Origin of the sequence: Paenibacillus campinasensis (assembly GCF_002272015.1) — a bacterium.
Lineage (GTDB): Bacteria > Bacillota > Bacilli > Paenibacillales > Paenibacillaceae > Paenibacillus_AQ > Paenibacillus_AQ campinasensis.
The window spans coordinates 56,549-69,846 of the sequence record NZ_NPBY01000030.1 but is presented as its reverse complement, the minus strand read 5'-3'; the positions used below and the strand labels follow the sequence as shown (position 1 = coordinate 69,846).

The following is a 13,298-nucleotide window of genomic DNA, read 5'->3' as shown; positions in this document are numbered from 1 at the left end:
TCAGAACCGAATGCAGTCCATAATGCGACAGTGTCTCAGTAGCTGCCTGTCCTTCTCAATGTAACACGCATTCATATGGGATACAAATGATCTTTTTATCGTATTTTTCAACAAGGATACTGATAATGGGTCCGGAATGCAGCGATAAACGATGAAAGGGTTGTCTAAACATGAACGGAAATCACGCAAGTGAAGAGGAGAAAAATACGGTCGTAACCGGCATTGTGCTGGCTGGGGGCGCCTCCCGCCGGATGGGCACCAATAAGGCGCTGCTGCCGGTAGGGGATAAGCGCTCCATTGAGCATGCGGTTGCCGGTTTGAAGCCGATCTGCAGCCGGGTCATCATCTCTTCGAACGATGAAGATGCCTATGCCTTCCTTGGTCTTGACATTGTGCCGGACCGATATCCGCAGTTGGGGCCGATGTCCGGCATCCATGCAGGGCTGTCGGCATCCGAGAGCCGGTGGAACGTGGTGGCCGCATGTGACATGCCGTTCCTTGATGCCGCCGTCATTGCCGCGCTGATACAAATAGCGGAAGCTGCCGAGCGCAGGGAGCCGGGGCTGGAGGCGGTCATTCCTGTGGCTGCCGGACGTGAGCAGCCGCTGCTGGCTGTCTATCGGCGGGACGTCAGACATGGTCTGGAACGCAGACTGCAGAAGAGGGAGCTCCGTCTAACAGATTGGATCCTGGGGCTCCGCAAGGAAATCGTGGATGAGGCGCGGCTGGCGGAGCTGACTGGCCACCAGCCGGAACGGCTGCTCTTTAATATGAACAGGCCGGAGGATTATTCGGAAGCCTGCCGCTGGATCGGTCCCTCCGATCGGCAGCTTGGAGACGGATGACTGCTGCCACCCCCGAAAAACAAAGGTCAGGCTGACCGCAATGGAGCGCGATCTGGCCTGACCTGATGTTATCCCCCGATCTGGGACATCCGACGCACGGTCGGTGTATGGCTTTGCGCTTTTCTTTCCAGTGCGAGCGCCATTTCATGATTTTGCGGCTTTGCTCCGAGCGCCTTGCGGAACATATCGGCGACGGCTTGCGGATCATCGACGACCCGGCGAACGTTGAATTCATCCGACCAGTACAGGCAGGCCTTAATGTTGCCGTCCGCTGTCAGTCTGAGCCGATTGCAGGAATCACAGAAGTGTTCGCTGACCGGATGGATCAGGCCGAACGAACCAGTGGCCCCGGCCACTTTCATATTGCGGGAGGGCCCGTTGCCGGAAGGGCCTTTCTCATCGACAACTTCCCAGCCGGCCTCCTGACATACTTCCTGAACCCGGCTCAGCGGCAGATACGAATTCCGCCAATCCTCGGAAGCCTGGCCAATCGGCATATATTCAATAAATCGGACGTGAAGAGGACGATCCAGCGTAAGCGCGATAAAATCGCGAATCTCATCATCATTGAAGCCCTTCATAAGGACCATATTCAGCTTGATCGGATCAAGCCCGGCCTCGTAGGCAGCCTCGATCCCGCTGAGCACACGCTCGACATTTCCTCCGCGGGTGATGCGCTCATACCGATCCGGCTGGAGGGAATCAAGACTGATGTTGATGCGGGTCAATCCCGCTTCCTTCAGTAATCTGGCCTTCGATGCCAGAAACATCCCGTTGGTGGTTAGTGAAATATCCTCGATGCCATCAATGGCAGAGATCATGCCTACCAGCGATTCCAGGTCCTTGCGTACAAGCGGCTCGCCGCCGGTCAGACGCACTTTGGAAACGCCCATCGGGGCAAGGACTCGGAGTACGGAAGCTATCTCCTCGAAACTCATAATTTGGTCGTGGGGTTGGAATTCCATTCCTTCTGCGGGCATACAATAGACACAACGAAGGTTGCATCGGTCCGTTACCGATATCCTGATATAATCATGGACCCGGCCGAAGGAGTCTTTTAACGGTTCGATCATGAGCATCCCCCTTTCGCTAGCTTCGCATGGTCACATTGTAGCTATTCCCCGGATAAGAGTCAATGCCGCAGTGCACGTCCGGAAACCGGACAGGCCTGTGGCATATGGACGCCGTGTAGTGAGGTTTATCACGGTAAGCGCTTTCGGTTTGGCGTATACTGAAATTGTCAAGAAACGAGGGGCTCCGTGGATAATGAAGTTATCGCGCTTCCGGAATGCGAAACTTCCCAAGTATTTCCGAAATTTTCGGAAAAAAATGCAATTCCCTTTCATTAGACCTGCATCTAAGATATACTGTGAATGATATCACATCCAACAAGATCGGTTTCAGGTAGGAGGTTCAATATGACGATATCACCTGATCAAACTTTAGAGGTACCCGACGTCTGCCACAGGTGGCTTGAGAACCGCGGCGCGATTTATGAGCTGCTTATTGATTTTCTTGGACAATGGCCAACGTTGTCTCTCGTTGCAGAATGGAGCCGGGGAAGCGGAATTGGAAAAGCGGCGGAATTGTCCCAGGGAGGACAGGAGCTGCGCAATTATTTAAGCAATCGTTCACCGGAGGAACTGGTGCGCATCAGCGAGTATGAAGAGGCGGAGTACCGCCGGTTGCTGGCTTACTCCAAGCAGCGGCCGCTGACCGAAACGAAGTATACCAAGCGCGGTAACGCTCAGGATCTGGCGGAGTTTTACGCTTCCGTAGGGGTTGCGTTCAAGAAGCTGGAAGGGGAAGCGGACGATTACATCGCGATTGAACTGGAGTTTATGACATTGCTCCATGACCGCATGATGAACAACACGTATTGCGAGGACAGCATGATTAAACTGATGGAAATTCAGGAGAAGTTTTTACAGGATCATCTGTTGACGTGGATTCCGTCGTTTTGCCAGGATTTAAGGACTGCTACCGATAGCCCGCTCTATCAATCGCTGTCGCGATTATTGGAGGAATTCCTTGTTCAGGATCTCCATATGCTGAGAACCTGGAGACAGCACCGGGATGTTAGTCGAATCTCTTGATCTGTCGTTTACAATATAGACGTGCAACCTTTGAATGATGAGGTTAGATAATATAAAGCCGCGGTCTCCATATCGGAGCCGCGGCTTTTCTGTTAATTGCGATCACTCTTGTACTTGTTTTCTGCGATATTTCATCAGGAATTCGTATACGATCGGAACGATGACAAGCGTCAGCAGCGTCGAGCTGATCAGACCACCGATAACGGTAATTCCGAGTCCGCGCGAGATGATGCCGGCACTGTTTTCCCATCCGAACACCAGCGGCAGCAGCGCACCGATCGTGGCTAAGGCTGTCATCAGAATTGGACGCAGACGCGTCGTTCCTGCTTCCAGCAGCGCCTCGCGCGTGCTGAGTCCCTCGCGCTCTTTATGAATAACGCGGTCGATCAGCACGATGGCATTGGTGACAACGATACCGATCAGCATGAGAACCCCCATCAGAGCGGATACGTTCAGAGTCTCACCCGCAACGAGCAGGCCGACAATCGCACCGATCACAATGAACGGCAGGGAGAACAGAATGGCGAATGGTGCGAGTCCGCCTCCGAATGTTACAACCAGAACGAAGTAGACGATGGCGATGGCCGCCAGCATGGCCAGACCTAGCTGTCCGAACGTTTCGTTAATCTGCTCGGTTACACCGCCGAACTGTACGGAGACGCCGTCCGGCAGATCCAGCTTGTCAACTTCAGCTTGCAGCTTCGAGGAAGCCGCACCAATGTCGCTGGTCAGAATGTCTGCCGTCACGGTAACCGTCATTCTGCCATCCATCCGGGTGATCGTATCCGGTGTCGTTCCTTCTTCAACCTTGGCCAATTCCTTGATCGGAATGTCCATGCCAAGCGGTGACGTTACGGTTTCATTCTCAATTTCCTCAAGGCTCGTGTAGGTTTGGCTATCGGCCTCGATATACACTTTATAGCTCTTGTCCTCAATCTGAATCTCCGTCAGCACGGGACGTTCGCGCTGAGGGCTGAGCTTCATGGCCAGCTGGCCTGCGGTAAGACCGAGAGAGCTCAGTTTCTCCTGATCCGCAACGATGGTGTATTGCTGATAAGAATCCGACAGGCTCGTCTCCGCATTGTCGAAGTTTTCGGTATCCTGGCTGGCAATCTCCAGAATCTGATCAGCGACTGGTCGGATCTGCTGCAGCGAGTCGCCGAATACGTTCACCGTCAGCTGGGATCCGCCGAAGCCCCCGGTCATATCCATATTAGCCCAGGTGCCTTCCGGTACGATTTCGGCCAGGCCTTCGATCAGACCGGTCTTCACGTCTTCAAAATTCGGGGTATCTGGTTCATACATAATATAGAACAAGCCCGAATTGCCAGAGGAGCTGCCCATGCCAAGCGGACCGCCGCCGCCGATTGAGTATTGCATCTTCTCGATATGTGGCTGCTCCAGAATGAATTTCTCCGCTTGCAGCGCACGCTCTTCTACATCTTCAAGCAGAACGCCTGGTTCCGGGGAATACGTAACCATCACATACTTGTCTTCCTGCTCCGGCAGGAAGCTGACACCCAGGAACGGCGTCAACAATACGCTGCCCACCAGCAGAATAACGGCCATGGCGAACGTAATGATTTTATGATTCAGGGACCATTTCAAAATCGAGCGATAGCCGCGGGCCATGGCGCCCGGCTTCTCTTCATGATCATGCGTATTCTTAAGCCCCTTGCGGAAGAGGCTGTGAGCCATAGCTGGCACCAGCGTAATCGCAACCACGAGGGAAGCGAGCAGGGCGAATACAATCGTCAGAGCAAACGGAATGAACAGCTCGCCTACCATGCCGCTGACCAGGGTGAGCGGCAGGAACACCGCGATGGTGACGATGGTCGAGGACATGATCGGTACAAACATTTCACGCGTTGCTTCAAGAATGAGCTGCCGCCCTTTTAATTTCTCGGTCGACAGGGACATTCGCCGGTATATATTCTCGATAACGACGATCGAGTCGTCCACGACGCGCCCGATGGCAACGGTCATTGCGCCTAGGGACATCATGTTCAGGGTAATATCCATCTGCCACAGGCACAGCACAGCAATCAGCAGGGACAGCGGGATGGAGATGATCGATATGATCGTGGATCTGATATTCCGCAGGAACACCATAATAATCAGGACAGCGAACAGAGCTCCGTACAGTGCTTTGGACAGCATTGTTTTGACGGAATCCTCAATCGGCTTGCCCTGGTCCAGCATGATGGTCAGATCCATGTCCGGATAGACCTGTTTCAAATCTTCGACTTTATCTTTCACGAGGTTGACGACATCCACGGTGTTGGCGTCATTGGCTTTCACGATCTGGATGCCGATCGACTCCTTGCCGTTCGTCCGGGAGATGGACTCGGAAGTGCCGATCACCTCAATGTCGGCAATATCGCTTAGCTTGACGGTAGGAATGCCGGCAGGAATACCCGCATCCATATCGGCCGTGCCCGGCTCTTCCAGGGCTAGCTCATCCGGAACACCTGCATCCGGAACGCCTGCACCTGGAGCGCCACCCATTCCGGCATCAGGCGCCATGCCGCCAGGGGCAGCTGGAGCTCCGCTCGGAATTACCGGGATGGCAACGTTCTTCAGATCATCCAGATCCACGATGCCTCCGTCAACCGCAACGGCTTTCTGGGAACCTTCCATCTGAAACAGACCTAGCGGGGCATAGATCGAGGACCCCTGTACAATGCCTCTGACAGTATCCTCCGTAAGTCCGAGTTCATTCATTTCGTCCTGTTTGAATTTGAGCCGCACTTCATTGACGTATTGGCCAGCTACCTGAATCGTGGCAACGCCATCGAGATCTTCGAGCTGCGGCGCGATCTCATTCTCCGTAATCCGGGTTAATTCATCCAGGCTCATGCTTTCATTGTTGGCAATGCTGAGCGAGACGACTGGCATCGAGCTCATGCTGAATCTGGAGATGGTCGGGCGCTGTGCCCCCTCCGGCAGCTGAATGTCGCTAAGCGCTTCGCGAACAGCAGCGGTAGCGTTGTCCAGATTTGCGCCGTAATCAAACTCCACAATCAGGTTGGCTGCGTTCTCCATCGAGGTGGAGGTGATGGTTTTTACGCCATCAATTCCCCGAAGTCTGGTTTCCAGCGGCTTCGATATTTCTTCGACGACACCTTCAGGCGCTGCTCCGGGATAGATGGCCGTAACACTCAGGAAGGGAACGTTAATGTCCGGGATGGTCTCCTGCTTCATGGTGAGACCGCTGTATAAGCCGCCGAAGCTGACGATTATCGTCAACAGCCAGATGGCAAACTTATTACGAAGCGAAAAGTTAATGATTCCTTTCATTCGTCGGTGTTCTCTCCTCTCAATCTGCTCTATTTTTCTTTGTTAGACATCGCTGGCTTGCTTCGTAAAGCCTGGTGCAAGATAGATATCCAGCATTGTATTCATCGTTTCCTTCAGCTCTCGCTGCAGATCGGCTAATCCTTCAATGCCGTCCAAGTTAGCAAGCATTCCTTTCACAACAGCCCGGCTTGGTCGGATCGAGATCAGTTCCTTCTCCATAATGCCAAGCGATTCCATTGCGTCTTCTTTGACCAGAGGGTCAACGGGCAGTCCTTTGAGCTCCTGCTTCATCGCTCTGATAATGATCAGCGGATGTCGTGGCCCTTGCACTTCGTCTTCCAGGCAAATCCGGTCAAACTGTACGAGCACATCCGGCGGCACAAGCGGCTCAGGCCGTCTGTTCAGCATGCTGTGAACGATATCGTCCATCAGCTGAATCAGATGGTTGGCAGCCTTGCCCACATTCAGGTGAAAACCCGGCAGGAACAGAAAGCGGATATAAGAGCCCAGCATCCCCAACACGAACATGGCAATCTCCATGGTGTACGGCTCGGCTTCGGCCCCGTACAGCGTCTTGAGTTTATTGTTGAACCACACGAGCGTCTTCTGGAGCTGATCATGAAAATGATCTTTATCAAATGGAGTGTTGCCAGGCGGCAACTGATCATGGAACTGCTTGAGGAGAAACTCGCGAATCTCCAGAAAATGAATCAGCAGCACTTCCACCTGCTTGATCAGCTGCTCCTTCAGGCTCAGCAGCGGGTCCTGCTCAATGCTTAATATCTCGTCTTTGATCCGGTTGGCAATATAGTCGTAAATGCTTCGCTCAAGTTCCTCTTTGGACTTAAAATGCAGGTACAGGCTTCCTTTTGACATCCCGCATACTTCCGCGATCTCCTGCATGGATGTCATCGAGGAGCCTTTTGCAGAAAACAGCTGCATGGCCGTGATGAGAATCTGCTGTCTTTTTTCTGTCATTTTGTCCACCAATCAGACGCTCACCTCACAATACAAAACTACTTGGTTTTTATAATGACCGCCGGGTCAAAATAAGTATACAAAAAAGGAACGCCCAATACAAATGTCGCATGGGCGCCCCTGCAGACAGGCCTGCCTTCTAGGTCTGCGGCCTGGTTTTCTCAAGTTATGTGATGATTTTGAGCCCTACCGCAGCACACAGAATCATGGCGATAAACAGCAGGCGTCGCCACTCTCTCGGCTCACCGAACAGCAGCATGCCCACGGCGGCGCTGCCGACCGTTCCAATGCCTGTCCAGATCGCATACGCCGTGCCCATAGGCAGGGTTTTCATCGCATAAGACAGCAGGGAGAAGCTGGCCGCGAACGATACGCAGAGCAGCAGCACGTAGGGCCAGCCCTTGCGGCGGGAGGCCCCCTGAATTCCGATCACGCCTGTAATTTCGCAGGCGCCGGCCAGTATAAGCGCAAACCATGCCATATCAGCTTCTCACTCCTTTCGCAGGCTGCGGCTGTTCATCCGTCACAAGCTTCAGGCCGATGACACCGGCCAGCAGGATTGCAATCAGTATAATTTTCGATAGCCGAAAAGGCTCGCCAAAGGCCAGCATCTCCGTCGTCACCGTCCCCGCCGTTCCGATGCCGGTAAAGACAGCGTATACGGTACCCACCGGAAGCCGCTGAGCCGCCTTCATAATAAGATAAAAGCTGAGCACAATCGTAACGAGCACGGCGGCCCACTCCCATAGCTGCTGGGCATGCTTCAAACCGATAACCCATAAGATTTCAATCAAGCCGGCAAGCAATACATAAATCCAGTTCCTGTTCATATCGGTTCTCTCCTTTAATGCAAGCCTATTCCTTCGTGACCCCTGACCAATAGACCGGCCATACCGCCGCGATCCGCCGGGCCGTACGGTCTTTGCCTCCATATAGAATCTCGACATAAATGCCGTCCAGCAGTGTAATGTACGCGATAGCCGCCTGGCGCGAGTGGTGGATGATATCGCCATGAGCAGGACAGCCTTTGTCCAATAATCGGGTCACCATGTCTTCCTGCCGCCCGATGAAGGGGTACACCATCTCCTCCATTACTTCCACGTACAGGGAGCTTGGCGGAAAAAAGGACATCCGTAAAAAAAATCGGGTCTCATCATCCAGCTCATACGCGGCCTGGCGGCTGTCGAGAAATCCCCGCAGCTGCTCCTCCAGCGGCTGGTCGGCGCAAGAGGCGAAGAACGCGTCGATCTTCCGCTCCTGCTGCTCGAATACGTCTTGCAGCACCTGCAGAAACAGGTGCTCTTTACTGGAGAAATGCGCATAGATCGACGGTTTCTTGATCCCGCAATCATCGGCGATCGATTTCAGCGATGCACCTTCATACCCGTCCCGGGCAAAATGGACAAGCGCTGCTTGTTTAATATTGTCTGCACTCATGGCGAAGCCCCCTAACTAACGGTCGTTAGCTCAAGTTATAACAGGGTATGTTAGATTTGTCAATGAAGGACGAGAACGTTTCTGTTCTTCATATTTGACAGCGAGGCCGAGCGGCCTGTCCTTTAGTTCCTGCACCTGATCATGTAGAATATGGGTGACAAGCATCATAATGATTTGTCATGCGGATTTCGATTTGACGATATTTGATATAAGAAAGTTGGCTTAACCCAATTCTCCGTGCTAGACATCATAACGGTCAGAAGCGAAGGGGAAGGGAGAGACTGGCGAAGCCAAGCGTTCGCCTTTGTCCCGGATTTCAACCGCTGAGGCAATGAATGAAGAACACATCATCCTGATAAAGAAAAAAACAAGGGGATCTTACGATGAGAAAGGGAATACTGGCCGTTTTAATATCCGTCATTTTGTTTGCGTTCTATTATTTCGGGGTCAACGCTTTTGGTAAAACAACCGGGACCGTGATCGGGATATTCTCCACGCTGACGGTTGTGTCGATCGGTTTCATGATCTTCATGGAGAATCGGCATCCGACCAGCACGATGGCTTGGATCCTGCTGCTGGCGCTCATGCCGCTTGTCGGACTCGTGTTCTATTTTCTGTTTGGCCAAAACTACTTCAAACGGAGAAAGTATGATAAAAAAGCACAACGAGACATCTTGGCTTACGAAAGTCAGGCTTCCCGCAGACAGGCCCCTGACCATCCTGCCTTTAAACCGAAATATCATCAGCTCCTTCAGCTGTCCAGAAGGCTTGCCCGCACGCCGGTGTCTTTCGCTAGTGATACCCGAGTTCTGACCAACGGCGAAGAAACGTTTAATACGCTGTTACAGGAGCTTGAACAAGCGAAGCATCACATTCATATGGAATATTACATTTATCGTTCCGACGCCATCGGCACCCAGATTCAGCAGCTGTTAATCCGCAAGGCACGAGCTGGCGTGGCTGTCCGCTTCATGGTTGATGCCGTCGGCAGCTTGCAGCTGCCGCCCTCTTTCCTGAATGAGCTCAAGGAGGCCGGCGTACAAGTCGCTGTCTTCGGAAGCCCGAAATGGATCTTCTTCACCAGCAGGGTGAATTACCGAAATCACCGCAAAATCGTCGTGATTGACGGCAGTGTCGGCTTTATTGGCGGACTTAATGTCGGCGATGAATATTTGAGCCGCAGCAAAACGTTTGGCTTCTGGCGCGATACCCATCTGCTTGTGCGAGGCGAGGCGGTGCGGACGCTGCAGGTCGTCTTTTTGCAGGACTGGCATTACGAGACGGGCGAGCAGCTGTCAGACCAGGCCTATTTCTCCCCCGAACTGACGGAGAACGGCCGAGGGGCCGTCCAGATTATCGCCAGCGGGCCGGACAACGAGCGCCGGGCGCTGAAGAACATATTTTTCTCCATGATTGTATCTGCACGCAAATCGGTGTGGCTGGCTACACCGTATTTTATACCGGACGATGACATTCTAACCGCGCTACGGGTAGCTGCGTTGTCCGGACTGGATGTGCGCATTCTGTTTCCGTCCAAACCGGATAAATGGCTGCCGTATCTGGCATCCCATTCCTACTTTCCGTCACTGCTCAGCGCGGGCGTGCGCGTATATGCGTATGAGCGAGGCTTTATGCATTCCAAGCTTCTGATCGTAGACGGCGAAGTGGCCACCATCGGCACGGCCAATATGGACATGCGCAGTTTTCATTTGAACTTTGAAGTCAATGCGCTGCTCGTTCAAACGGACAGTGTGCAGAAGATCGTGGATGACTATATTGAGGACCTGGAGCATGCCAGCCTGATTGACCGGACCAAGTCCAAGCAAAAACGGATCGTGACCCGCCTTCTCGAATCTGCTGCCCGGCTGATGTCACCGCTGCTGTAGAATCGCCTTCGAGGGAGGACGGGAGGTTCAAGTCTAAATCTGCATCAATGAGGGGCGTCCGGTTGACAATGTATAATGATGGGCGCTGGAATTTTGCGAGGAGACAAGCTTTCGGCTTGATACGATACATTTTTAACTTATTAGGAGGTACGGAATGGAATTGGAACGGAAAAGGAACGAGGCAGGCGATAGCCTGAATCATCATGACTCGACAGCTGTACCTGAGAAAAGAACCGGCCCTTTGCTGCCGGAGGTCCCGACCGGTGAACGAAAGATCGAGCACGTGCGCTTGTGCCTGGAAGAAGAGGTCGGCTCCCGGGGCGTTACGCCCGGCTTTGAACGGTACCGCTTCCGCCATGCCGCCTTGCCTGAAGTGGATTTTGACGATATCGATCTCGGCACCTGGTTTCTTGGATATGCCGTTCGCGTTCCGTTCTTGATCAGTTCCATGACCGGAGGCAGCGCAGCCACAGGGGAGATCAATATGCGGCTGGCCGAAGCAGCCGAGCGTCGGGGATGGGCGCTCGGCGTCGGCTCGGTGCGCGCCGCGGTGGAGAAGGAGGAGCTCGCTGCTACCTTCCGCGTCAGGGATCGCGCGCCGAGCGTGCCTGTCTTCGCCAACCTCGGTGCTGTGCAGCTCAATTACGGCTTCGGTGTGGAGGACTGCCGCCGCGCGGTGGACATTGCGGGCGCCGACTTGCTGGTGCTCCATCTGAACGGGCTGCAGGAGGTGTTCCAGCCGGAAGGCAACACCCGCTTTGGCAATTTGCTGGTTCGGATCGAGGAGCTGTGCCGGAAGCTGGACGTCCCGGTCGGCTTCAAGGAAGTCGGCTGGGGGATCGATGGCGAGACGGCCCGGCTGCTGCTGGATGCGGGCGCGGCGTTCATCGACGTAGCCGGAGCAGGCGGAACTTCCTGGAGCCAGGTCGAGAAGTTCCGCAGCCATGATCCGGTCCGGCGCGCAGCGGCCGAGGCCTTCGCGGATTGGGGCAACCCGACCGCCGAATGCATCCGGGAAGTGAAGGCCGCAGCACCGGACTGCCCTCTTATCGGCAGCGGCGGGGTTGGCAGCGGCGTGGACGCGGCCAAAGCCATCGCGCTTGGCGCCGATCTGGCGGGCTTTGGCCGCGGGCTGCTGGGAGCCGCGGTATCGTCCGAGGCGGCGCTGGATGAGCGGCTCGCCCAGGTCGAGCTGGAGCTGCGAACGGCCATGTTTGGCATCGGGGCAGCTTCCATTGCTGAGCTCCAGGCGACGACGCGCCTGATGAGGATATAGATGGAACAGAGATCCGCTCAAGATAGATACGGAGATCTTCCCAAGATGGAACGGGATCTGCCCCAGGGCAGAACGGACTTGGAAGCAGCCCTGCGGGTGCGGGGATATTATGGTTTGAACTCTATGAACGATCTGCTATAATGAGTGAGATTATGAGTGAACGTTAATCCATTCGGCGTGAATAGCGCAGGATTAGAGATTCGAAATACCGTAGCATCTGATTCCGCCGCCCCGAGCATTATGGCCATGGGATCGGATGGTTCAGAGTATAACCGATAAGGAGTTGTCACATAAATGGCTTTGAAAGCTGGGATCGTTGGTTTGCCGAACGTCGGCAAATCCACATTGTTTAACGCTATTACGCAAGCAGGTGCCGAGTCGGCGAACTATCCGTTCTGTACCATTGACCCGAACGTCGGGGTGGTTGAGGTTCCGGATGAGCGTCTGGATAAGCTGACAGAGCTTGTTCAACCGAACAAAACCGTACCGACCGCTTTTGAATTTGTCGATATTGCCGGCCTCGTCCGCGGCGCAAGCAAAGGCGAAGGGCTCGGGAACAAATTTCTTGCCCACATTCGTGAAGTGGATGCGATCGTCCATGTTGTAAGATGTTTCGAGGACGAGAACATTACGCATGTTGACGGCAAGGTGAACCCGGTCAGTGACATCCAGACGATCAATCTGGAACTGATTCTCGCAGATCTGGACAGTGTCGAGAAACGGATTGACCGGACGAAGAAGAACATGAAGGGCGGCAACAAGCAGTTTGCCCAGGAACTGGAGCTGCTTGAGCGGCTGAAGGAAGCCTTGTACAACGACCAGCCGGCTCGCAGCGTGGAGCTGACCGATGAGGAGAAGCTGGTGGTGCGCGATCTTCATCTGCTGACGCTGAAGCCGGTGCTGTATGCGGCAAACTTAAGTGAGGACGGCGTTAATGATGCCGACAACAACCCATATGTGCAGCAGGTGAGGGAATTCGCAGCAGCTGAGAACGCGGCTGTCGTCCCGATCAGCGCCAAGGTTGAAGCCGAGATCGCCGAGCTCGAAGGCGAAGACAAAGCGATGTTCCTCGAGGAGCTGGGGCTTGAAGAATCCGGCCTGAACCGCCTGATCAAGGCAGCGTACAGCCTGCTTGGCCTGTATACCTACTTTACAGCTGGGGTGCAGGAGGTTCGCGCGTGGACGATCCGCAAAGGCACGAAAGCGCCGCAGGCAGCGGGCGTCATTCACAGTGACTTTGAGCGCGGATTTATCCGGGCCGAAGTTGTATCCTATGAGGACCTGGTTGCCGCCGGTTCGATGAACGCTGCGAAGGAACGCGGCCAGCTTCGTCTCGAAGGTAAAGAATATGTAGTAAATGATGGAGATGTCATGCACTTCCGCTTTAATGTGTAGATCATGTAAAGCCGCAGGCCACAGCTCTCTGTACCTTCGTGTGCATGAGCCGTGGTCTTCTTCTATGCTCATTATCTGCCTTCTC

General features: G+C 54.1%; 11 protein-coding genes. 5 read left to right on the top strand and 6 right to left on the bottom strand.

What is annotated here, in order from left to right:
• Positions 1–170 precede the first annotated feature (170 nt).
• On the top strand, positions 171–845 hold the full coding sequence (gene mobA, locus CHH67_RS09660) for a molybdenum cofactor guanylyltransferase (RefSeq protein WP_095264962.1): 675 nt from the start codon (positions 171–173) through the stop codon (positions 843–845).
• A 68-nt stretch (positions 846–913) separates the two neighbouring features.
• On the opposite strand, the gene moaA is transcribed toward mobA, so the two are convergent.
• A complete protein-coding gene (gene moaA / locus CHH67_RS09655) occupies positions 914–1,918 on the bottom strand; it encodes a GTP 3',8-cyclase MoaA (protein ID WP_095264961.1) in 1,005 nt (334 codons plus the stop codon).
• Positions 1,919–2,263: 345 nt separating this feature from the next.
• On the opposite strand from moaA, the gene CHH67_RS09645 reads away from it, so the two are divergent.
• Positions 2,264–2,941 (top strand): TorD/DmsD family molecular chaperone, encoded by a 678-nt coding sequence (locus CHH67_RS09645; protein ID WP_095264959.1) that lies wholly within the window; start codon positions 2,264–2,266, stop codon positions 2,939–2,941.
• 102 nt (positions 2,942–3,043) lie between these two features.
• Here CHH67_RS09645 and CHH67_RS09640 read toward each other — a convergent pair whose 3' ends face one another.
• The 5 genes from CHH67_RS09640 to CHH67_RS09620 all read right to left on the bottom strand — a co-directional run bounded on the left by CHH67_RS09640 (position 3,044) and on the right by CHH67_RS09620 (position 8,656).
• Complete coding sequence (locus CHH67_RS09640) at positions 3,044–6,241, bottom strand: efflux RND transporter permease subunit (protein ID WP_095264958.1); 3,198 nt, start codon at positions 6,239–6,241, stop codon at positions 3,044–3,046.
• A gap of 42 nt (positions 6,242–6,283) precedes the next feature.
• Positions 6,284–7,219 carry a TetR/AcrR family transcriptional regulator gene (locus CHH67_RS09635; RefSeq protein ID WP_230875764.1) on the bottom strand — a complete coding sequence of 312 codons (936 nt, stop codon included), beginning with the start codon at positions 7,217–7,219 and terminating at the stop codon, positions 6,284–6,286.
• 166 nt (positions 7,220–7,385) lie between these two features.
• Positions 7,386–7,700: a DMT family transporter gene (locus CHH67_RS09630; RefSeq protein ID WP_095264956.1), complete on the bottom strand. Its 315-nt coding sequence runs from the start codon at positions 7,698–7,700 to the stop codon at positions 7,386–7,388.
• A gap of 1 nt (position 7,701) precedes the next feature.
• Positions 7,702–8,049 carry a DMT family transporter gene (locus tag CHH67_RS09625; RefSeq protein WP_095264955.1) on the bottom strand — a complete coding sequence of 116 codons (348 nt, stop codon included), beginning with the start codon at positions 8,047–8,049 and terminating at the stop codon, positions 7,702–7,704.
• Positions 8,050–8,074: 25 nt separating this feature from the next.
• Positions 8,075–8,656 (bottom strand): TetR/AcrR family transcriptional regulator, encoded by a 582-nt coding sequence (locus CHH67_RS09620; protein ID WP_095264954.1) that lies wholly within the window; start codon positions 8,654–8,656, stop codon positions 8,075–8,077.
• A gap of 383 nt (positions 8,657–9,039) precedes the next feature.
• Here CHH67_RS09620 and cls point away from each other — a divergent pair, with 383 nt between their 5' ends.
• From cls to ychF, 3 genes are all read left to right on the top strand, one after another.
• Positions 9,040–10,542 carry a cardiolipin synthase gene (gene cls / locus CHH67_RS09615; protein WP_095264953.1) on the top strand — a complete coding sequence of 501 codons (1,503 nt, stop codon included), beginning with the start codon at positions 9,040–9,042 and terminating at the stop codon, positions 10,540–10,542.
• Between the two features lie 154 nt (positions 10,543–10,696).
• Positions 10,697–11,818, top strand: coding sequence for a type 2 isopentenyl-diphosphate Delta-isomerase (gene fni, locus CHH67_RS09610; RefSeq protein WP_095264952.1), 1,122 nt, complete (start codon positions 10,697–10,699; stop codon positions 11,816–11,818).
• A 294-nt stretch (positions 11,819–12,112) separates the two neighbouring features.
• Positions 12,113–13,213 carry a redox-regulated ATPase YchF gene (gene ychF / locus CHH67_RS09605; RefSeq protein ID WP_095264951.1) on the top strand — a complete coding sequence of 367 codons (1,101 nt, stop codon included), beginning with the start codon at positions 12,113–12,115 and terminating at the stop codon, positions 13,211–13,213.
• Positions 13,214–13,298 lie beyond the last annotated feature (85 nt).

What these genes read in the sequence shown, in the direction of transcription:
- CHH67_RS09620 (WP_095264954.1), bottom strand. Translation starts at nt 8,656, where the DNA reads ATGAGTGCAGACAATATTAAACAAGCAGCGCTTGTCCATTTTGCCCGG.
- fni (WP_095264952.1), top strand. Translation starts at nt 10,697, where the DNA reads ATGGAATTGGAACGGAAAAGGAACGAGGCAGGCGATAGCCTGAATCAT.
- cls (WP_095264953.1), top strand. Translation starts at nt 9,040, where the DNA reads ATGAGAAAGGGAATACTGGCCGTTTTAATATCCGTCATTTTGTTTGCG.
- CHH67_RS09640 (WP_095264958.1), bottom strand. Translation starts at nt 6,241, where the DNA reads ATGAAAGGAATCATTAACTTTTCGCTTCGTAATAAGTTTGCCATCTGG.
- CHH67_RS09630 (WP_095264956.1), bottom strand. Translation starts at nt 7,700, where the DNA reads ATGGCATGGTTTGCGCTTATACTGGCCGGCGCCTGCGAAATTACAGGC.
- mobA (WP_095264962.1), top strand. Translation starts at nt 171, where the DNA reads ATGAACGGAAATCACGCAAGTGAAGAGGAGAAAAATACGGTCGTAACC.
- ychF (WP_095264951.1), top strand. Translation starts at nt 12,113, where the DNA reads ATGGCTTTGAAAGCTGGGATCGTTGGTTTGCCGAACGTCGGCAAATCC.
- moaA (WP_095264961.1), bottom strand. Translation starts at nt 1,918, where the DNA reads ATGATCGAACCGTTAAAAGACTCCTTCGGCCGGGTCCATGATTATATC.
- CHH67_RS09625 (WP_095264955.1), bottom strand. Translation starts at nt 8,049, where the DNA reads ATGAACAGGAACTGGATTTATGTATTGCTTGCCGGCTTGATTGAAATC.
- CHH67_RS09635 (WP_230875764.1), bottom strand. Translation starts at nt 7,219, where the DNA reads ATGACAGAAAAAAGACAGCAGATTCTCATCACGGCCATGCAGCTGTTT.
- CHH67_RS09645 (WP_095264959.1), top strand. Translation starts at nt 2,264, where the DNA reads ATGACGATATCACCTGATCAAACTTTAGAGGTACCCGACGTCTGCCAC.